This is a genomic window from Nostoc flagelliforme FACHB-838 (assembly GCF_014698065.1).
Lineage (GTDB): Bacteria > Cyanobacteriota > Cyanobacteriia > Cyanobacteriales > Nostocaceae > Nostoc > Nostoc flagelliforme_B.
Genome location: NZ_JACJSI010000118.1, coordinates 1 through 19,455, shown reverse-complemented (window position 1 = coordinate 19,455; position 19,455 = coordinate 1). Strand labels below are relative to the sequence as shown.

The 19,455-nt window shown below is 51.1% G+C and carries 16 protein-coding genes and 1 pseudogene; all 17 read right to left on the bottom strand.

The features are described from left to right. Positions 1 to 283: 283 nt before the first annotated feature. The gene (locus H6G97_RS31390; protein ID WP_190944400.1) at positions 284 to 1,324 is read right to left on the bottom strand and encodes a DUF2157 domain-containing protein; all 1,041 of its coding nucleotides are present in this window, start codon (positions 1,322 to 1,324) and stop codon (positions 284 to 286) included. A gap of 201 nt (positions 1,325 to 1,525) precedes the next feature. Further along, positions 1,526 to 2,352, bottom strand: a pseudogene (locus H6G97_RS31385) (alpha/beta fold hydrolase). Between the two features lie 58 nt (positions 2,353 to 2,410). After that, the gene (locus H6G97_RS31380; RefSeq protein ID WP_190944399.1) at positions 2,411 to 3,784 is read right to left on the bottom strand and encodes a dihydrolipoyl dehydrogenase family protein; all 1,374 of its coding nucleotides are present in this window, start codon (positions 3,782 to 3,784) and stop codon (positions 2,411 to 2,413) included. 142 nt (positions 3,785 to 3,926) lie between these two features. Next, positions 3,927 to 5,303 (bottom strand): epoxide hydrolase family protein, encoded by a 1,377-nt coding sequence (locus H6G97_RS31375; RefSeq protein WP_190944398.1) that lies wholly within the window; start codon positions 5,301 to 5,303, stop codon positions 3,927 to 3,929. Positions 5,304 to 5,356: 53 nt separating this feature from the next. Continuing rightward, positions 5,357 to 6,409 (bottom strand): alpha/beta fold hydrolase, encoded by a 1,053-nt coding sequence (locus H6G97_RS31370; RefSeq protein WP_190944397.1) that lies wholly within the window; start codon positions 6,407 to 6,409, stop codon positions 5,357 to 5,359. 20 nt (positions 6,410 to 6,429) lie between these two features. After that, positions 6,430 to 6,966: an alpha/beta fold hydrolase gene (locus H6G97_RS31365; RefSeq protein ID WP_190944396.1), complete on the bottom strand. Its 537-nt coding sequence runs from the start codon at positions 6,964 to 6,966 to the stop codon at positions 6,430 to 6,432. Continuing rightward, positions 6,963 to 7,151 carry a hypothetical protein gene (locus H6G97_RS31360; RefSeq protein WP_190944395.1) on the bottom strand — a complete coding sequence of 63 codons (189 nt, stop codon included), beginning with the start codon at positions 7,149 to 7,151 and terminating at the stop codon, positions 6,963 to 6,965. Before H6G97_RS31360 ends, H6G97_RS31365 begins: the two co-directional genes overlap by 4 nt. A gap of 294 nt (positions 7,152 to 7,445) precedes the next feature. Further along, complete coding sequence (locus H6G97_RS31350) at positions 7,446 to 8,462, bottom strand: NmrA family NAD(P)-binding protein (protein WP_242055466.1); 1,017 nt, start codon at positions 8,460 to 8,462, stop codon at positions 7,446 to 7,448. Then, positions 8,443 to 9,489: a thioredoxin family protein gene (locus H6G97_RS31345; RefSeq protein ID WP_190944394.1), complete on the bottom strand. Its 1,047-nt coding sequence runs from the start codon at positions 9,487 to 9,489 to the stop codon at positions 8,443 to 8,445. Before H6G97_RS31345 ends, H6G97_RS31350 begins: the two co-directional genes overlap by 20 nt. A gap of 102 nt (positions 9,490 to 9,591) precedes the next feature. Then, a complete protein-coding gene (locus tag H6G97_RS31340; RefSeq protein ID WP_422394236.1) occupies positions 9,592 to 11,322 on the bottom strand; it encodes an IS1634 family transposase in 1,731 nt (576 codons plus the stop codon). Positions 11,323 to 11,504: 182 nt separating this feature from the next. Beyond that, on the bottom strand, positions 11,505 to 12,497 hold the full coding sequence (locus H6G97_RS31335) for a nitrilase-related carbon-nitrogen hydrolase (RefSeq protein ID WP_190944392.1): 993 nt from the start codon (positions 12,495 to 12,497) through the stop codon (positions 11,505 to 11,507). A gap of 127 nt (positions 12,498 to 12,624) precedes the next feature. Continuing rightward, entirely contained in the window at positions 12,625 to 13,989 is a 1,365-nt protein-coding gene (locus tag H6G97_RS31330) for an epoxide hydrolase family protein (protein ID WP_199349776.1), read from the bottom strand. Positions 13,990 to 14,157: 168 nt separating this feature from the next. Next, positions 14,158 to 14,817 (bottom strand): VOC family protein, encoded by a 660-nt coding sequence (locus tag H6G97_RS31325; protein ID WP_242055465.1) that lies wholly within the window; start codon positions 14,815 to 14,817, stop codon positions 14,158 to 14,160. A 380-nt stretch (positions 14,818 to 15,197) separates the two neighbouring features. Next, the gene (locus H6G97_RS31320; protein WP_190944390.1) at positions 15,198 to 15,974 is read right to left on the bottom strand and encodes an SDR family oxidoreductase; all 777 of its coding nucleotides are present in this window, start codon (positions 15,972 to 15,974) and stop codon (positions 15,198 to 15,200) included. A 426-nt stretch (positions 15,975 to 16,400) separates the two neighbouring features. Beyond that, on the bottom strand, positions 16,401 to 17,267 hold the full coding sequence (locus H6G97_RS31315) for an oxidoreductase (protein WP_190944389.1): 867 nt from the start codon (positions 17,265 to 17,267) through the stop codon (positions 16,401 to 16,403). Between the two features lie 355 nt (positions 17,268 to 17,622). Next, positions 17,623 to 17,904, bottom strand: a complete 282-nt coding sequence (locus H6G97_RS31310) for a cupin domain-containing protein (protein WP_190944388.1) — start codon at positions 17,902 to 17,904, stop codon at positions 17,623 to 17,625. A 777-nt stretch (positions 17,905 to 18,681) separates the two neighbouring features. Further along, positions 18,682 to 19,431: an SDR family oxidoreductase gene (locus H6G97_RS31305; protein WP_190944387.1), complete on the bottom strand. Its 750-nt coding sequence runs from the start codon at positions 19,429 to 19,431 to the stop codon at positions 18,682 to 18,684. Positions 19,432 to 19,455: the final 24 nt, after the last annotated feature.

Below are 19,455 nucleotides of genomic sequence, written 5' to 3'. Positions count from 1 at the left end.
TTTTAGTTCCTCTTCGCTCTCTGTGATTTCAATCTTAAACGGGCGGCTCATGGCTATTTAAACTTAGGAGTTGGCTTCTTACCATTATATGTAGCTTCATATTAAATTGGTATAAGAGAATTGCTGCCCTCAAGTGTCCCTTTGCCAATCCTCTGCCACCTGAATCTTTATCACCAAACTAAGGAAGTTACGTATTTTTCCAGAGTCGAAAAATGTAAGCAAATAGAAAAATTTTTGGCACAAATAGAGGCATTGATAAGTGTCGAGTAAAGGCAAAAAGTTATTACTCTTTGGGTAAGAAGCGCCTCACAGTGTCTGGTAATAGACGTTCTAAAAAAAGCTCAGTCTTCCTACTATTGCGTTGATATAAAATTCCTAGATAGATTATAAATATTCCCAAAAATGTTAGCGTAAACGGAAATAAGATTGCATTGCGAAAGACGCTGTAAGCAAGGTATCCTAAATAACCAAAGACACCCAATCCCCCAAAAACAATAAAAACTTTTCGTTTTAACAATGCCGACAGCAATATTAACCCTAAATTAATCAAACAATAGAGAAATTTTTGAAATTCATTGCTATCTCCCATTAAAGTTAGACCAGACCAAAAGGCAAGTAATCCAAACAAATATAGCCAAAATGCATAATCTCCATTACGTCTACTAGTGCGGATATCTACTAGGTAAGCGACAACAATACAAGCAATACCAAACCACAGAGAAACTAATAGGCGTAGCTGCCAATTATACGTTCTTTCACCAAACAATAATGGTGTGATATCTATAGACATGAAATATAGCGAAAAGGCGATGGGAGCAGTTAAAAAGGGAAAACGTACAAACTTGATGGCAACTAAACCTGCGATGATAGTTCCTAACTCCATCAAAAACCAACTGCCTTTAATCCAGAGATAAAAATCTTGATCTGTACCAGGGTCGCCTTGAGTCCAAAACCCTGTCGCACGTTGCAGCCCGTAAATTGCTAAAGGAGTCAAGGAAACTGCAATGGTAAATAGCAAACCTCCGGGAATTTTCATCTCTTGTCGCCACCAGAGGTTGCTTCCTGCAAGTACAAAGCACAAGGCATAAATGCTGGCTAACAAAAAAATCCCACCGCCACCAAATGATTCCCACGCTAATGTCATGAACCAAGTCATGGCTGAGATGACAATTAACGCCCCCAAGTAAAAAGTGACGTTGACAAAATTAAATTGCGGACGCTGGCTGTGACGCATTGAAAGTGCATTCCATAACGCATTGGCTTGTTCTGCTGTAATTAAGCCTTGGGAAACCGCCCAATCTAAATCTTCCTGATAAATTTTCATATTTTTGACTCAATACTATAGTGTTAAGAAATATTCAACAGACGAGTGTGAAACCTAGCTCTACTCTTCTTAATTCTCTAAACGCCACGCCCAAAAACCAGTAATATCAAAGGTTAGCGCTTTTTAAGTGTGCCATTTAGTCTAGATCAGCGTTTAATTGCAACAGATACCATTGATTTTGGGCGGGCTTTGGAATGCTGATTATTTTCCTTCAAGAAAGTCCAACAGCACAGGATTGACTTGATCGGCATGAGTCCAGTTTATAGCGTGGGGACCGCCAGATATCACCACAAGGCGACTGTCTTTAATTAGCTTCGGCAGTCTTGCTGCGGTAGAGTCAAATGGAAGGATGCGATCGGCATCTCCATGAATGATGAGAGTGGGCACATCTATGCGTGGCAAATCGTCACGAAAATCGGTTAACCATGACGGTACACAGTCCAGAGTCCCCTTAGCAGAAGCTCCTGCTGCAACATTCCAACTCATTTGGATGGCATCTTCGCTAATGCGCTCGCCCAGAAGCACATCCACGTTGTAAAAGTCTTTAAAAAATGTGGACAGATATGCTGGACGGTCTTCTATGATACTTTTCATAATTCCGTCGAAGACACTGCGATCAACCCCTTCGCGATTGTCGTCTGTCTTCAGCAGGAAGGGTGGCACCGGAGCCATTAGTACGGCTTTACTGACGCGCTCTGAACCGTATAGCGCGTCACTTCGCCAGTCCCCATAGAGAAACCGACCAGCACAACATCGCGCAGGTCAAGTTTTGCGATCAGCGTGTTGAGATCCTCCGCAAAAGTGTCGTAGTCATAGCCAAAGGACGGTTGGCTGGAATTGCCAAAGCCCCGGCGATCGTAAGTGATGACCCGATAGCCTTTGTCCAGCAAAACTCCCACCTGTTTTTCCCAGGAATGACCGCTTAGAGGAAACCCGTGGATTAGCACAATTGGCTGTCCTGCTCCGAAATCTTCGTAATAAATATCGATGTTTCCAAAGTTTTCTTTACCGACAGTAACGTAAGGCATTAGAGTCTCCTTTGTTGTGAATTGGTTTGTTGTTTTAAGCTTTCGATTCAGATATTTCTTACATATTGGGACAGGTTGGCATATTATCTCCAACGAGTAGCCTTGCCAGACTGGGCAACGCCTCACCGTAAGTTGGGTGAATGTGAACCGATTGTTCGAGTACCTGCCACGTTGCTTTAGCTTCCATCAGCGACAAAAAGACATGCACCAGTTCAGCCGTTTCGTAACCAACCAGCGTTGCTCCTAAAATCGAATTCGTCTGGGTGTCGATGACCATGCGGTAGAAGCCTAGATCGTGACCCCACTCAATGCTGCGAGCGATATGAGCCATCGGCAGGGTGACTTCTCGCGCAGAGATACCCTGTTTCTGAGCCTGCTCTAAGGTCATACCCACTCGACCCACTTGTGGCTCAGTGTAGACGGCATAACCTAACACCCGATCGTTGCGCGTCCGCTGTTCGCCACACAGAATGGCTTTCAAGCGGCGATAGTCTTCCCAAGAAACATGCGTAAAAGCAGGCTGTTTGGCAGCGTCCCCGATCGCATAAATTCCAGCGCAAGTCGTCTGAAACTGATCGTCGATTTTAATAAAACCCTGTGCATCTAATTCAACGCCTGTCACCGCAGAATTTAATGCCCCAGTATTTGGTTTGCGCCCAGTCGCAATCAGCAATGCTTCTCCATTAAGTACTTCACCATTGTTCAGCGTTAGGGCAAACACATCGTTGGTATAAGCAACTTGCTGAACAGTCACATTGAAATGCAATCCAATTCCGTCTTGCTTAAATGCATCAGCAAGCACAGCACTGACATCGGATTCTTCTTGAGCCAGCAGGCGATCGCCCCGCACAATCAATTCGGTTTGGCTCCCTAAACGCGCCATTTGCCCTAACTCCAAAGCAATATAGCCACCACCGACCACGAGCAACCGGGGCGGAATCTGCTGCAAATCAAAGAAATTTCGGTTGGTGAGATAAGGCGTTTCAGCTAAACCAGGAATGTCAGGAATGGTAGAGGATGTTCCTGTGTTGATCACAATGATCGGAGCCTGCACAGTCACACCTCCTCCGCTCACAGTTCGCTCTCCGGTGAAAGCGGCTTCAGCACAGACAACTCTAACCCCTGCACTTTCTAATCGCCGCTTAGTACCCTGGTTAAACTGGCTACGAATACTACGTACACGCTCCATTACTGTATAAAAATCTATCTCAACATGTGCGTGTATGCCTAGCTTTGCAGCTTGTCGAGCGCGGCCTGCGGCATGGGCAGCCGCTAAAAAGGCTTTAGAAGGAGTACAGCCATAGTTTATGCAACTGCCGCCTAACGCATCGCGCTCAAATAAAACGACGTTTCGACCTGCCTTAGCAAAGTCAGCCGCAAGTGGAACTCCGCCCTGACCACTTCCAATCACAATTACATCTGCTGTTTCCATTGTTACCTCTGTTGATAGCTGGTGATTATAGTTTGTTGAGTACGACTGGCTTTAATTAAATCGGCTGCTTTTTCACCAATCATAATTGAGTCATCCGATTCTCCTTGGCTGCTGTTTGTGGTGTGAATCCATTGGTCTTGAACTAACGCAGTGACCTGAACGCCGCGCGGATCTCCTCAGAGAAGAGCTGCGGCTGCTCCCACGCCGCGAAGTGACCGCCCTTGTCAGCCTCATGGAAGTAGCTCAGGTTGCGATAGGCGCGTCGGGCCCACGTCTCTGGAGCGCGATATAACTCCTCCGGAAATACCGTGATGGCCACCGCGAGCGAGATATCGGCGGTCTTCTGCGCGGCCGCGTTCAAAATGCTAGTGTTGTTCTCCCAGTACAGCCGAGCTGACGAGACGGCACTGTTCGTCAGCCAGTACAGCGTGATGTCGTCCAGCACCTCATCTTTCGTCGGGGACTTTTCGGAATCGCTGCTGCTGCTTGTCCACTGCGCGAAGCCTGGATGCCCGAGCATCCACGCCGCGAGTCCGGTCGGCGAGTCCGTTAGTCCATACCCGACCGTCTGCGGCCGCGTACCCATCACCACGGCGTAGGCCCGTTTCTTCTTATTTAACGTTTCGAGTGAGTCGAACGCCGCGCGTTCCTTCTGGGAGAGTCCCGTTGGCGCGGGTCCGCCGCCGGCGAGCACCGCGGCCACTTCGGGCGGGATTGTTGCCGGCAAGTTGATGTGGATGCCGAGTAATCCTGCTGGTGCCTGGCGCGCCATCGCACTGGAAATAGGGGACCCCCAGTCGCCGCCCTGGGCAACGTAGCGGGTGTAACCAAGGCGCTTCATCAGCTCCGCCCAGGCTCGCGCGATGCGATCGGGGTTCCAACCTGTGCCCATCGGTTTGCCGGAGAAGCCGAAGCCGGGAATTGACGGGATAACCAGGTCGAAGGCGTCCTCTGGTCGTCCCCCGTAGGCCGTCGGGTCGGTCAGCGGGCCGATGATCTTTAGCTGTTCAAATACCGATCCAGGCCATCCGTGCGTGACGATCAACGGCAAAGCCTTAGGATTCTTGGAGCGAATGTGGATAAAGTGAATGTCCAGTCCGTCGATGTTTGTTACGAACTGCGGTAAGGCATTCAGCTTCGCCTCGGCTTTCCGCCAGTCGTACTTCGTTCCCCAGTAACGGACGAGTTCCTTCATTGTCGCCAGTTGCACGCCCTGCGACTGGTCGGCGACAGTCTCCTTGTCAGACCAACGCGTCGCCGTAATGCGCCTGCGGAGATCGACGATCGCCTCTTGCGGGACGTGGGCGCGGAAGGGACGGATGGCGTTGTCTTCGGTCGCGATCGCCTTGCCCGCAACCTGGGTTTGTGCGCCGATCTGGGCGAATTGCTGCGCTAGCAGGCGAGCGGGCGGTGCCAGAAACACTGTTGCCGCCAAAAGCGTGACGAGGAGTCGCGACAGGACGAAAGCACCTGCGGTGCGGGCTTTGGTTTTGTAATGTACTTTTTTCAGTTTGGTCATGGTGTTTTTTCTTTGCTGCAAATTGTCCGTTTCACAATTCAGGCTAAACCCAATTAATAACCGTCAACTTCGATGACAGCTTTGGCAAACTCCCGTGGCGCTTCCTGAGGCAGATTGTGACCGATGCCGCCCTTGACGATCCGGTGTGCGTATTTGCCCAAGAATTTCTTGGCGTAGGAACTGGCATTCGGGTGCGGCGCACCATTGGCATCACCTTCGAGTGTGATAGTGGGCACGGCGATCGCAGGGGCTGTGGCGAGCCGCTTCTCAATCTCGTCATACTTCGACTCGCCTTTGGCTAGGCCAAGCCGCCAGCGATAGTTATGGATGACGATACCGACGTGATCCGGATTGTTGAAGGACGTGGCACTGCGCTCAAACGTCGCTTCATCGAAGTGCCATTGCGGCGAAGCAAGCTGCCAGATAAGCTTGTTAAAGTCATGCCGATATTTTTCGTAGCCAGCGCGGCCCCGCTCCGTCGCAAAATAAAATTGATACCACCATTCGAGTTCGGCCTTCGGCGGTAGCGGTGTTTTGTTGGCTTCAAGGCTGCCGATCAAATAACCACTCACGGAGACGAGTGCCTTGCAGCGTTCCGGCCAGAGTGCCGCGATAATGTTGGCTGTTCGCGCCCCCCAATCATAGCCAGCGAGGATCGCCTTCTCTATCTTGAGCGCATCCATCAGTGCGATAATATCCACAGCGATCGCTGACTGCTGCCCATTGCGGAACGTCTCGCTCGAAAGAAAGCGCGTCATGCCATAGCCGCGCAGATATGGAACAATCACCCGGTACCCCGCCGATGCTAACAAAGGAGCGACATCGACATAGCTATGAATGTCGTAGGGCCATCCATGCAGGAGGATTACTGGATGGCCATTCGGGCGACCAGTTTCAGCGTATCCGACATTCAGCACACCAGCATCGATCTGCTTTAGTGAGCCGAACGACGTGTTTGTCCTCGGCTTAGTCGTGGACAGAACTGCTGGTTTTGTTTTGCTCGACTGTGCGATCGCAGAACCGAATATACTTAGCTGTGTAGTGGCAATGGTCATAGCCACAGTGCCCAAAAAGCGGCGGCGTTGATAGTTGATTTTTTCAGACATTTATCTTTTTCCAATTGGATTCAACTCAACTTGCTTATCTTCCGACGATCCTTTAGCACCCTGCCCAGTTGTAGCGGAACTGCCGCCCTCCCGCTCCCGACCACGAGGCTACGCAGGCGCCCCGGGTAGAGGGCCGCGGCGAAGAGCGCGGCACTAGTGCCGATGTCGGGACCGACGACGTGCGGCTGCTCCAGCCCAAAGGCATCGGCAAGGCGCACAACGAACTCGCCCATCGCACGCGGAGACATGAGCGTGTCGCGGCGCTCAGAGCGTCCGAAGCCCGGGAGGTCCACCGCCACGAGGTGCGCGTGCTCGGCAAGCCGCGACCAAGTTGGCTCGAACGCATACAGGCTCTCCGGCCACGGGCTGAGGAGGAGGGCATCCACACCTCGCCTTGGGTTCTCACTCTCGGCGTAGCGGATGGATAGCCCATCGACGGTGCGGAATTGCGGCTGGATGGACGTGTACAACGAGACGGTCATGGGTTTGTTCCTCCTGAGCACACTGCCATCAGATGCCTGCCCGCTGTTTGGTTGCGTAACTTCTGATTGAGTCATGGTGTCCTCTCTTTGAGTAGTTTTGGATTTTTTAGGTTTGTGCGTGCCGAGCCAACTAGCGTAGCGATCAAAACGTGGCACGGATCTCCTAAGAAAAGAGTTGCGGCTATTCCCACGCCGCGAAGTGTCCGCCTTTGTCCACTCAGTGATATACGAGCGACCTGCTCTTCAAGCCGTGGTTTCATTGGGCGTGAATTCAGCAGCGTGCAATTTCACGGTCGATGTCGAACCGCCAGCCGAGATTCTCGTAGAATGCCTTTGCGCGGTCAACGTCGGAAATGCTGAACACCACAACTTCGAGTTTCATGTTTGGACTGTTTACGTGATTGCTACTCATCTTGTTCTTCTTTAGGTTGGTGAAGCTTGCTGCCCACCTCGATTAACTTCATTCTTCTGCGATCGCTCAATTTACACCACTCAAATTCTTTGAGTTAAAACGCGATTTAATTTTTCTGTGGTTGAAGAAGACGGCCTGCCCCTCAAGCCGCGACTTGACTTTGCGTGAATTGGGCGGCGTGCAATTTCACAAAGTCGTACATGCTCGTCGGCATCTTGCCTGTGAGCTTGAACAGGTCATCCGTCATGCGATCATACCGCCCCTGCGCGTGAAGTTCGGCCATCACCGCAACATGGTTGACGAGGTGCATTGGCACCCCAAACTTACGAAGTGTATCAACCCACGCGGAGAGCGGCACGTCACGATACCTGATCGTTCGACCGAGTGCCTCGGAAAACGCGCGCGCATAGTGATTCAGATCGGCTGACTCAAATCCAGTCAGATTGTAAACCTGACCAATGTGTGAGGCAGGGTCGTCGAGGATTACGGCAACGGCGTGCGCCACATCAACCGCCGAGATCGGCGAGGTTTTGCCGTTACCTAGTGGCAACAACAGTTCGTCGCTATCCCGGACGCCAGCAGCAGCGAGACGCAGGAAGAAGCTCTCAAGGAAGACTGTCGGCCGCACCGTGACGACCGGCAGACCCGACCATGCCAATGCCTGTTCCGCCAGCCAGTGCAGCTTGTGCTGTGGGCTGTCAGTAGTCTCGGTAATGCTCATCTGCGTCACCGTCATCTGCGACATGTTCACAAAGGCCTCGACGCCGTGGTGGCGCGCCACCGCAGCGGTGTTAACCGTGGCTTCGAGATAAGCCTCTGAGACCGACATTCCGAAATAGATGCGCGCAACACCTTCGATCGCGCGGTGCATCGAGCTAAGGTCGGTCAGATCGCCTTGGACGACCTCAGCACCAAGCTGGCGCAGACCTTCAGCGCGTTCATCCTCCCGCCGAACCAAGGCACGCACCTTATGCCCCTTGGCGAGCAGCATTGCGGTAAGGTTGCGGCCGATCGCACCGAGATCGCCAGCTGCTCCAGTCACGAGGATTGGGCTGTCATGTGTGGATTTCATCGTCATATCATTTACCTTGCGTTCATATTTCTTTTCGCTTGTTGCGAAGGCGTATCTGTTTGCGTTATCAGCCGAACGTGAACGCAAAAACCTCTACGCCAGAATCCAGAAACTCAATCTCGAACTGTCGATCTGTGATAGGCTTCGGCTGTCGAACCAGTTGGTACAACCTCTGTTCGGTAGCTGTGCCTTCGCCTCGCACATCGACGTCAAGTCCGCGAGCCGCAACTATCGGCTGCCCATCTACAAGCACGCGAAACCGCACGGACGATCCTCGCTCAACCGGACCCATGACGAGATGAAGGTCGCGTGCGTGGAAGCGGTACGCGATCCGCCCGCCGGACTTGTTCAGTACAATGGCTTGTCTTCCGATTGTCCAATCGCCCGAAAGCGCCCATTGATTAAGTTTGAATTGCGCGGGGGCGGTATATAAACGAGGCTTATTTAACACCGCACCGCCGGGAGACGCAAAATTCTCCGTTCTTTCGTAGCCGAGGTAGTTTTCAGGCGATTTCAGGCTGCCCCAATCGGCGGCGACTTCAAAACCGCAAGCGTCGACTTCGACTATTTCCGAACCGACATGGCCAGTTCGGGACTCAGACAGTAGCTTTTGAATGACCCTTTCCGATTGCTCGTACTCGCCTTCGCCGAATTGGTGATGACGAATGCGTCCTTGCGTGTCTATAAAATAAAGGGCTGGCCAATAACGGTTCCCGAAAGCACGCCACACCGCATAATCGTTATCTACGGCGATCGCATAGTCAATTTTCATTTCTATTGAGGCTCGGCGGACATTATCGATATTCTTCTCGAATTCAAACTCCGGTGTATGTATACCAATTACTACTAGTCCCTGATCCTTATATTTTTCAGCCCACGCGCGAACATAAGGGAGTTGGCGCAGCCAATTGATGCAGGTATAAGTCCAGAAGTTGATCAGCACGACTTTTCCACGCAGTTCGTCAACTGTTAATGGCTGCGAATTAAGCCACGCGATCGCGCCGACAAAAGAAGGCAGTTCACCTTCAATCGCTAACTTAGCTGTTGCTGACGTAGCATGTTGTATGGTGCAGCCGATCATGCCAAGCTGGGTAACAGCAATAGTTTTAAGCATAGTTGTTAAAAACGGTAGGTTCGCCCATTTAAAAAACTAGAAGAGAAATTAAAGTGCTGTAAAGCTTACGTAGCTTAATTTAAATAGAATTATTGTAAGCACTTATGTCGGTACAAGGTGAGGAAAAGTGTAAAGCGACTGCGGCACTTCCATCAGGGTTAAAATCTGTTTTTGCAAGTCATTAAGTAGGGTGATCTCGCAACTGCCATCTCGATGAGAATACATGGTAATACCACTGAAAGCATCGAGTAATCTTTCTGCTGTTGGTCGAGTTGTGCTACGCTTGGGATTACCATCATATAGACCAGCCAAAGATTTTGACTGCTTTAACAATTGACGGCGTACAACAAATTCTATTAATGTGAAAACACGCAAGGCGATAGTAAGCAAAAACATCAGCCCTCGAATACGTGTTTCATCTTGGAAATAGATGGGTAATGCTGGTAGTTGACCGCGTTTGAAGCGATGGAATCCCATTTCTGGTTGCCACTGTTCCCGGTAGTAAAGCACTGCCTGCTCAAGTGTGAGTCGTGATGTTAACGCATTAGTGACAAACAATCGCCATCCTGCCAAAGTATAAGCAATCTGTATTTCCGCCAGCACACGCTGGAACTCTAATCGTAAGTCAATCTGCCTGACTCGACGATAAGGGCGATCGGCACTTGGACGGCCACAAGAGTTATAAACTTTTTTGTAGGTAATTTTCTGTACAACTTTAAAGGTAATGTACTCTGAGACTCGATAGCGATTGAGAATAGCATTAACTTTAGTGTGTAGAACTTTGGTATCATTTCCTGGTTTAGAAATCAGTTTACGTAAGGCGATTTCGGCGTTACCCAGGCGTTGTTCCAATCCATGAATTTGTTGCTTTGCCAAAGCCGCAGAGCGAATTACCAACCATCTCTCAGACCAATTGTGCCGTGTTCTTGTCTGTGGGTTTACCCAAATACTACCTAAAGGGACTTCAAATCCAACGCAAACTGGTGTCTCAACCCAAACTTGGGTGGGCAAAAAGATGTTGTATACAGGTGTAGGTGGGTTGAGTACCCAATCCCTCAATATGTCTGGGCGGTTGCCAGTCATTGCTAGGGGGAAGCAATAAATGCCACCATCACGATCAATTTGCGCCCGGTTAGCCCAAGAAGATGCTTTACAATCAGCAATGTATAAAAATGAAGTATGTCCAATAATCTCAACTAAGCGTTGCCATGTTGGGAAATAGATTGGATCATCAGCACCATTACCAGTCAGAGTAGCGCTAACTAGTGGCATCCCAACTGGGTCAAGGGTCGAGAGCATTTGACGATACTGCAATAAGTCCGGTCTGTGATCTTTACTGTGTCCTTTGTGCAGTAACGGTGGTGGTAATGCTTGCTCGACTTGTTGATGATCCCTTTGGGGTTGATGATATACGCTTAAGCTTGTGGTATCGCAACGTGCTACATCTGTGGGTAAGTCATAGGCTTTAACCAAGTGCTGTCCTAAGACTGTTTCGATGTTAATTAGAGCATCATTTTCTGAGCCACCTAAGACACTAAGCAAGTTTGCTAATCGATCATCGCTACAATCTTTATCCCGAATTTCCCATCCTGTTGTTGTTTCCAAAATCTGGTGATGCTGGCGTACCCATGATTCCACTGCACAAAGTCTGTGATCTGCCTGAGTCAAGATGTAAGTCAATAATAATACCCCCAGTTGACCGTAGCTCAAACCCTGACGATTGCCATGTGGTCTGGGTAATTCCTGGTCTAGCAGAAACGGGATCTGCATTTGTGACAACCAATGTATGATCACTGGAAGATCATCTACTTGCTCTGATGTGGTGCTTTGCAACTGTGACCTAGCCGCCTCAATTATTAGGGAACACCTTTGCAGACTACACTTTCATGCTGTTATTTGGCTACTCTGTTTGTGAAATGAGCGAACCGACCGTTAAAAAGTAACGGCGATTATGATTGATTTTTTTAGACACGCACTGATCTCCCTGTCGTTGCGTTCGGATAGGTACAGTGAAATTAGAAAACCTCGACAGTTCTCTCCTCGACGACCAGGTGCGAGCCATTACCATTGGGGTGTTCGGTGCGCTCATGGACGGGCGACGTGGGTGTCCGATCAATCAACAAACTAAGCAGTTCAGGGCGGCTGTAATGACCACGTGCATCCATCAGCCGCTTGCGGGCATCGATCTGGGCAAAGTCAAGATCGGCAATCACTTCACCTTCACCCGCTTTGAGCGGCTCGCCGATGATCTGTCCTTGTGGATTCACAATGGCAGTGAAGCAGCCGCCAGAAATCGGCTCGATCGCGCAACCCGTGTCTTTCATGATCTGAGCCTGCTGAGCCGCATCCAGCCACGCGGTCGCACAGACGACAAAGCAGGCGGATTCAAGGGCGTGCTGGCGGACGTTAATTTCTGCTTGCTCCGCGAACAGCGGACCGGCGAACGATCCCGGATACATCGCCGAGTGGATTTGCTCACCATCGGCGATCATCGCATACCGTGCCAAAGGATTGTTATGCTCCCAGCAGGCAAGTTGTCCGATGCGCCCAACGGCACTATCGATGGCGCGCAGTCCGGAGCCGTCACCCTGGCCCCAGAGTATCCGCTCGTTATAAGTTGGCGTAAGCTTGCGGCGGCGCTGGATAAGCGTACCGTCTGCGTCGAAGAGAAGTTGCGTATTGTAGATCGAGCCGCCGTCGCGCTCATTGATGCCGATCGAAACGACCATGTTTGCCTCCTTCACGGCTTCGGCGATCGCTTGGGTTTCAGCAGACGGCACAGTAACCGACTCTTCAAGCAACCGCAGATGTTCCTTTGCCAACGCGAACGGGGCTAGCACATAGGAGAAGTAGGGGTAATAGGGAATGATGGTCTCGGGGAAGGTTGCGAACTGAACGCCAAGTTGGCCCAACTCACGAATCTTCTTAATGACCTTCTCTACGGTACCCTGTCGGCTGTACAGCACGGGGCTAATCTGCACGGCGGCAGCTTTAATAATCTTGCTCATGGTGTTTTCCTTTTTACAAATAACCTTATGCGTCTCAACGGCTTGGGTTCCGAAATTGAATAACGAATGGCTGGCTGATCACGATGGGGGATTGATGGTTCCACGAACGAACTCATTGCCCAGACGGTCATTTGGACGATCGCAGGGACTTGAAGGCCGCCCGCAGTTCCTGAGCAAAAATCATTGGCTGCTCCCACGCCGCGAAGTGGCCGCCTTTGTCGAGCTGGTTGTAATAAATGAGATTGGGATAAGCCCGCTCCGTCCAACTCCGCGGGGCTTGATATGCCTCACCGGGAAAGACACTTACAGCCACTGGAATGGAGACACCCTTGGCATTCCAAAAGCCACCCTTATATTCCCAATAGAGACGAGACGCGGAGACTCCCGTGTTCGTCAGCCAGTAGAGCGTGATGTTATCGAGAATCTCGTCACGCGTCAGTTCGCCTGTGGCGCTCGTAGTTCGGTTCAGAGCCGCGACGACCGCAGAGGCCGGCTGGCCGCCAGCATCATCGTGATCGAGAAGCCAGGCAGCCAGCCCGACGGGCGAATCCGCAATGCCGTACAGGGTTTGCGGGCGCGCCGCCATGTACCTGGCGTAGGCGACTCTTTGCTTCAACGTTCTGTCCAGTTGCTTGTAGGCGCGCGTTTCCTCGGCCGACAGACCGGATGGAGGTGGATCGCCGGCCACGAGCGCCTTGTCGACATCGGCTGGAACTGTCCCAGGATAGTTGGTGTGGATAGCGAGCAATCCCGCAGGCGCTTGCACACCCATCAGGTCGACGACAAACGCACCCCAGTCGCCGCCCTGAGCGACGTAGCGGGTGTAGCCCAGCCGCTTCATCAACACGTCCCAGGCACGTGCCATACGCTCGACGCCCCAACCGGTAGTGGTCGGTTTGCCAGAGAAGCCGTAGCCTGGCATCGACGGAATCACCAGATGGAACGCGTCCTCGGCTTTTCCTCCATGTGCCGTAGGATTAGTCAATGGATCGATGATCTTTAGCTGCTCGATGATCGAGCCGGGCCATCCGTGCGTGACGATGAGCGGCAACGCGTTTTCGTGTCTTGATCGAACATGAATGAAATGAATGTCTAGTCCATCGATTTCGGTGATGAAGTGCGGCAAGGTGTTCAACTTTGCCTCGACCTTGCGCCAGTCGTAATCTGTTGCCCAGTAGCGCGCGAGTTTCTGCATCGTCGCGAGCGGTAGGCCCTGCGACAGGTCAGTAACAGTTTCTTTTTCGGGCCATTGCGTTGCTGTGATGCGGCGACGGAGGTTGACGAGTGCTTCTTTTGAAATGTTGACGCGGAAGGGGCGGATTGCGGTTGTGTCGGTATGCGCGGTTCCGGGTTGAGTCGTGGTGGACTCCTTTGGTTTTACATTGCTCGATTGTGCGATCGCAGAACTGAATCGACTGAGTTGTGTAGTCGCAATGGTCATGGCTGCAATGCCCAGAAAGCGGCGGCGTTGATAGTTGATTTTGTTTAACATTGATTTTCTCTAATTGGATTTAACTGAGGTTATGTATTGCCTGCCCACATTACTTAGCTCTGATAGTGGGGCGAGCGACAGCTTCGAGTTCTGTGTTCGCCCTATCGCTCAATTCAGCACTCACCAGGTTGGGTTCTGGACAACCTGGTGAGTGCCATTTTGACCGCATCACGTGGAAAGAACAGGAAAAATCTCCTCCATGTAACGGTCAGCGACGGCGGCAGCCTCTTCTGAACTGCTGCCATTTTGACGCGCACTCAGATAGGGCGCGTACCAGTCCCACCAGTGATGCTCGGCGTGAGTCTTCTTGTAGTGATCGTGTTGCTTTGCCGTCTCGGCAAGAAGGCTTGCAAGGGTTGCAACGTCTAGGTCTCCTGCTCGCGTCGACTCCCACAGACGACCAGGAAACCGCGTAGTGATTTCCTGGAGCAGCCAGATGTTACCGTCTGGGTCCTCAAACGAGGCAAATGAGAAGTAGGAACGAGCTTGCGGGTCGCGCCCACTGACGCGTGGGTTCTCCACGGCGTTGTTAAAGGGAGCGCCAGCGTAGTGGAAGATATCGCTCACGTTGACACCGCGAGCGATCAAGTCTTCGCGGGCGGCGTCGAGGTCGTCCACGGCGAGAACCAGGTTGTGCGCCGAGCCAGAATTATTTGGAGTGACTCCCTTGCGAAAGAGGATCGAGGCATCCGAGTTGGGCGGAGTAAAGTGCACGCCGCGGAAGTCGCCCTCCACCACGTCGATGTCGAATCGCCAGCCAAGATTCTCGTAGAATGCCTTGGTACGTTCCACGTCGGAAACGTTAAAGACCACGAGTTCGAGTTTCATGTTTGGACTGTTTACGTGATTGCTACTCATCTTGTTCTCCTTTAGATTCGTGAGTTGAATATCTACTTCGGTTACTTTTTATTCTTCTGTGATCGCCCAATTTACACCACTCAAGTTCTTTGAGTTAAAACGCGACTTAGATGTGTGTCTTCCTGGGCTTTCAGCATTCAAGTGAATTTAGCTTTGGTCTAGCAAGAGGTGGGATGAATCGAACTGTTACCTCTCATCCATCTGATTTCAATTCATTGCTGGAATCAGTTGGCGAGCAGGTAGTAATTCACTTTGCGTAAGTCCTGGCGTTTATTGAATACGCCGCCACTCCGTCCGGATTTCCAAGCCCGTCGCGTTCACTGCAACAGCATCAAGGCTGGTGTCGAGCGTTACTGCACCGTTTGGCCGCCGTCGATGACCATGGCGTGCCCAACGACGAAGGCAGCCGCGTCTGAGCACAACCAGACGACTGCTGCGGCGATCTCCTCGGGCTTGCCCATCCGTCCAATCGGCTCCTGTGCGATCATCTTCGCGCGCCCTTCGGCCGTGTCGCCAGTGAAGCGACTCATCATCGGGGTGTCGATGAAGCCGGGACAGACGGCGTTGATGCGGATGTTCTGCGCGGCGTAGTCAAGGGCCGCCGATCGGGTGAGATCGATCACGCCGTGCTTCGCGGCGCTGTACGCGGGGCTGCCTTTGACGTCGATGATTCCTGCGCCCGAGGACGTATTGACGATCGCGCCGCCGCCCTGCTTGAGGATCAGCGGGATCTCGTGCTTCATGCACAGGAAAACGCTGCGGAGGTTGGTGTCAATGATCCGGTTCCACTCCTCCTCCTCGTACTCCGCGGTCGGAGCTGGCTTTCTCGGCTCGATGCCCGCGTTGTTGAAGGCGAAGTCCAGCCGCCCGAAAGCCTCAACAGTCTTGTCTAGGGCCGCCTTTACATCCTCATCCCGCGTTACGTCGCACCGGACGGCGATCGCCCGCCCGCCTTGGTCTTCAATCAGGCTGGCCGTCTCTTGGTTATTTTGCTCGGACACGTCGGCGGCCACCACGCTGACCCCCTCGCGAGCGAATGCTACTGCCGCCGCGCGGCCGATGCCGCTCGCTGCTCCGGTCACAAACGCTACTTTTCCTGTGTAGTTTTCCTTCTTGTTCGTCGTCATTATTTTTCTCCTTCAATTCGCCACCGCAAAAATGAGTCTAAAGCCTCCTCCTTTAGGAGGGCTTTTTGAGTATTAAGGTCTTAAAACCACCGGATGTGGAGATCATCTCTTTTTTGCCACTTTGGGCAGATAAAAACGCTTTTGCCTTGCGCTCTCTGGCTTTTAGCCATTCTCAATAATTTTGGAGTCGCAAGGCGAAAGCCTTACAAATCAACAGTTCTGGAAAATTCTTTACTGAGAGTGGCAAAAGAGGGATGAGTAGCGTCGAACAAAAATGTACGGTAAGGGCTATTCCTGCGATCACGTCAAAATCGAATTAGCTCGGGTTGTTTCTTTTCGTCACATCTGCACGATAGGCAACGGCTTTTGGACCTTCTTCCAGTTTCATCACAATCTCCTTTGGAAATAATGTGTGAATGTTGCAGGTTAGGCGATGGTCAAAGCTGCTACGCGGTGGTCATGGTCAGTACTGGTAGCGACTGGCAGCCATGCTTCAATTTCCTGTGCCATTTTCGCGGCGTTGTTCTGGTACATTGCGATCGTGTCCTTCCCGACGGGCAAATGCAGTGGCGGGCGTTCTGTATTGGCGAGTCGAATAATCACAGCCGCAAACTTTTTCGGATCGCCAGGTTGGTTGCCGTGTAGCGCATCAGCTCCGCTCCGCATCCGACCTACCGTTGCCTGGTAATCGTCAATCATGGTTTTACTGGCAACGTAAGATTCAGTGCTCAGGAAGTCGGTCGTAAAAAGACCGGGAGCTACTGCCGTAACCTGGATGCCGAGCGGTGCCAGTTCGACCGCTAACCCTTTCGAGAGACCTTCGACCGCAAATTTAGTGGACCCGTACAATCCCCAGCCCGGAACTGTATCGTAGCCGAACAGCGAGGTGATATTGATCACCCGCCCGGATTTTTGCTGGCGCAGGTACGGCAACACGGCACGAGTCACATTCAGTAAACCAAACACGTTGGTATCATACTGTTTGCGGACTTCGGCATCCGTGGCTTCTTCGATCGCAGTAACCATGCCAAACCCGGCATTATTGACTAAGACATCAACCCGGCTGAAACGGGCAATGCCTTCCCTGACAGCCTCTTGTACTTGGTCTTCCTCGGTGACATCCATCTGCACAACGTACAGATCCGGGTGGTTGTGCAGGGTAGCGGCAAGTTGTGCGGGTTGACTGCGAACCGTTGCTATTACCTGGTCGCCTGCTGCCAGGGCTGCTTTGGCAATTTCTAACCCAAAGCCTCTGGAAGCTCCTGTAATGAACCATACTTTCTGTGTTTTCATCTTGTTCTCCTTTAGGTTGGTGGAGCTTGCTGCCCACCTCGATTAACTTCATTCTTCTGCGATCGCTCAATTTACACCACTCAAATTCTTTGAGTTAAAACGCGACTTAATCATTTGGATTGCAGGAAAGCAGCAGGAAGAGAGGTTGTTCAGGAAAGGAGCTTGTTAGACCTTATATGCTTGGGTGTGAGCTGCGTGATGAAGTAATTCTGCATTGTCCTGCTCACGAACATAATGTTGAGTGATATTGGCAACAGTGATGTTGTTATCATCCCAACTCACTAGCTCTAGAGTGTCTCCGGCTCCAACTTCGGTAGTGTCGATACATCAAAATCCTTGTATACAATTTTACGTCTTACTCTTTGTCGTTTATGACCAGGTTCTGTTCATTGGTATTGGCGATAAGCACTGCTAGCAGGCGTGCGGGTTCAGTATCACTGGCATTGGCGCTGACACGATGATGATCGCGAGGTAATTCAAAAAAGTTCTCACCAGCGTGATACACCTGCACTGGATTATCATTAATTTTGCTACGAATCGCACCTTCCAGGACTGTTGCATAAATGAAAGCCGAGTCTGGATGGGTGTGAGGGATCGATGAGACACCTGGCGCATATGCGACCAGCTGGACTTTCATGCTCTTGCCGGGCACATTAGGAAGCAATACGGTTCAGTTAAGGCTATGCAGTGCTTAGAATAAGGAAGACGTGAGGATTTGTTATTGTCCCAGTACCTCTGTGTTTTACTTTTTTTGAGCGAAATTTTGATACAGGTTTTTTCACAACCCTTGGGTTAGTTCTATGAACCCTTTGAGGTAAAACTTGATCAAGAATCTCTAGAGTTAACCAACTCAAAAAAAGGGACTCTTTAACTTTGATTTTTGCAATCGCCTGTTCGATTGAAGTTGCGGGGATAGCTGTCTCTATCGCCTTGAATATCTCAGTACTTCGTATCTTAGGAGACACCAACGATAATTCCTTGAGATGCACCTGACTGGATTTCCATTTTTGGAAACAATACCCAATTTACAACTATTTGAGCCTTAACTGAACCGTATTGCATTAGGAAGGGCACGATCAAAGACCAACGTTACCTTTTCACCCAACACATCGGCTGAAGCTGGGAATACGGGGAGTGCTGTGAATACGGAAAAAGCTGCGAATATGGAGAGTGCTGCGAATGCAAGTCCGTGAAGAAATCTAGTAAACATTTGGGTTTTCCTTGCGTGAATACAAACGTGAACACGAATTGGTGAATAAAAATCCGTTCGATGTGCTCTCATGCTGAATCAAGCCGATAGCGAATCAGACAGGTGTCGGTTGAGTTGAGCGTTGCAAAACTCAGTAGTTGCGGGATGTTGGGCTTTGTGTCCTCAACTCAACCGATGTCAGCATTGAATTCTCATTGGTGATATTTAAGCGATCGAGCGGTTGAGCCAGTCCTGGAAACGGGTCGAGCCGATGCGCGAGTTGCCCTGCGGAACAAGCTGATCGTTCAACGCTGCACCAAAGTAACGGGCGTGGCTGTCTACAACCACCTGACGTGAGTCGTGAGTTGCACTTAGGAATTGGCGGATGATTTCCTCAAAACGGAACCGCTCTGGACCAGCTAAATCGATAATGCCGTTGACTGGCGCTCCCAGTGTGATATCGACCAGCGCGGCAACAACGTCCTCCGACAAGATGGGCTGGATAAAGGCAGGGGGTAAGTGAACTGTTTGCCCATCAGTGGGGAATTGAGCGATGATTGTCTCGATGAACTCAAAGAACTGCGTAGCGCGGACGATTGTATAGGGTATTCCTGCGGACTGGATCAACTTTTCCTGAGCGACTTTCGCACGCATATAGCCGCTATCAGGGATGCGATCAGCACCGACGATTGATACCACAACGTGATGAACCACACCCGCGTCTGCTTCTGCCGCCAGCAGGTTCCGGGTTGACTTAAGGAAGAACTCCAACACCGCCGCATCTTCAAAGGAGGGTGAATTTGTCACATCGACAACAACTTGGGCACCTACTAACACCTCAGCTAGTCCCTCACCTGTAACAGCATTGACACCTGAAGAAGGGGACGCTGCCACCGTCTCATGTCCACGCTCACGTAGCCTGCTGACAAGCTTCTTACCAATCAGTCCATTGCCACCAATGACAACAATTTTCATGACAAAACCTCTAATAATTTAAAG

What these genes read in the sequence shown, in the direction of transcription:
- H6G97_RS31390 (WP_190944400.1), bottom strand. Translation starts at nt 1,324, where the DNA reads ATGAAAATTTATCAGGAAGATTTAGATTGGGCGGTTTCCCAAGGCTTA.
- H6G97_RS31380 (WP_190944399.1), bottom strand. Translation starts at nt 3,784, where the DNA reads ATGGAAACAGCAGATGTAATTGTGATTGGAAGTGGTCAGGGCGGAGTT.
- H6G97_RS31375 (WP_190944398.1), bottom strand. Translation starts at nt 5,303, where the DNA reads ATGACCAAACTGAAAAAAGTACATTACAAAACCAAAGCCCGCACCGCA.
- H6G97_RS31370 (WP_190944397.1), bottom strand. Translation starts at nt 6,409, where the DNA reads ATGTCTGAAAAAATCAACTATCAACGCCGCCGCTTTTTGGGCACTGTG.
- H6G97_RS31365 (WP_190944396.1), bottom strand. Translation starts at nt 6,966, where the DNA reads ATGACTCAATCAGAAGTTACGCAACCAAACAGCGGGCAGGCATCTGAT.
- H6G97_RS31360 (WP_190944395.1), bottom strand. Translation starts at nt 7,151, where the DNA reads ATGAAACCACGGCTTGAAGAGCAGGTCGCTCGTATATCACTGAGTGGA.
- H6G97_RS31345 (WP_190944394.1), bottom strand. Translation starts at nt 9,489, where the DNA reads ATGCTTAAAACTATTGCTGTTACCCAGCTTGGCATGATCGGCTGCACC.
- H6G97_RS31335 (WP_190944392.1), bottom strand. Translation starts at nt 12,497, where the DNA reads ATGAGCAAGATTATTAAAGCTGCCGCCGTGCAGATTAGCCCCGTGCTG.
- H6G97_RS31330 (WP_199349776.1), bottom strand. Translation starts at nt 13,989, where the DNA reads ATGTTAAACAAAATCAACTATCAACGCCGCCGCTTTCTGGGCATTGCA.
- H6G97_RS31325 (WP_242055465.1), bottom strand. Translation starts at nt 14,817, where the DNA reads ATGAAACTCGAACTCGTGGTCTTTAACGTTTCCGACGTGGAACGTACC.
- H6G97_RS31320 (WP_190944390.1), bottom strand. Translation starts at nt 15,974, where the DNA reads ATGACGACGAACAAGAAGGAAAACTACACAGGAAAAGTAGCGTTTGTG.
- H6G97_RS31315 (WP_190944389.1), bottom strand. Translation starts at nt 17,267, where the DNA reads ATGAAAACACAGAAAGTATGGTTCATTACAGGAGCTTCCAGAGGCTTT.
- H6G97_RS31310 (WP_190944388.1), bottom strand. Translation starts at nt 17,904, where the DNA reads ATGAAAGTCCAGCTGGTCGCATATGCGCCAGGTGTCTCATCGATCCCT.
- H6G97_RS31305 (WP_190944387.1), bottom strand. Translation starts at nt 19,431, where the DNA reads ATGAAAATTGTTGTCATTGGTGGCAATGGACTGATTGGTAAGAAGCTT.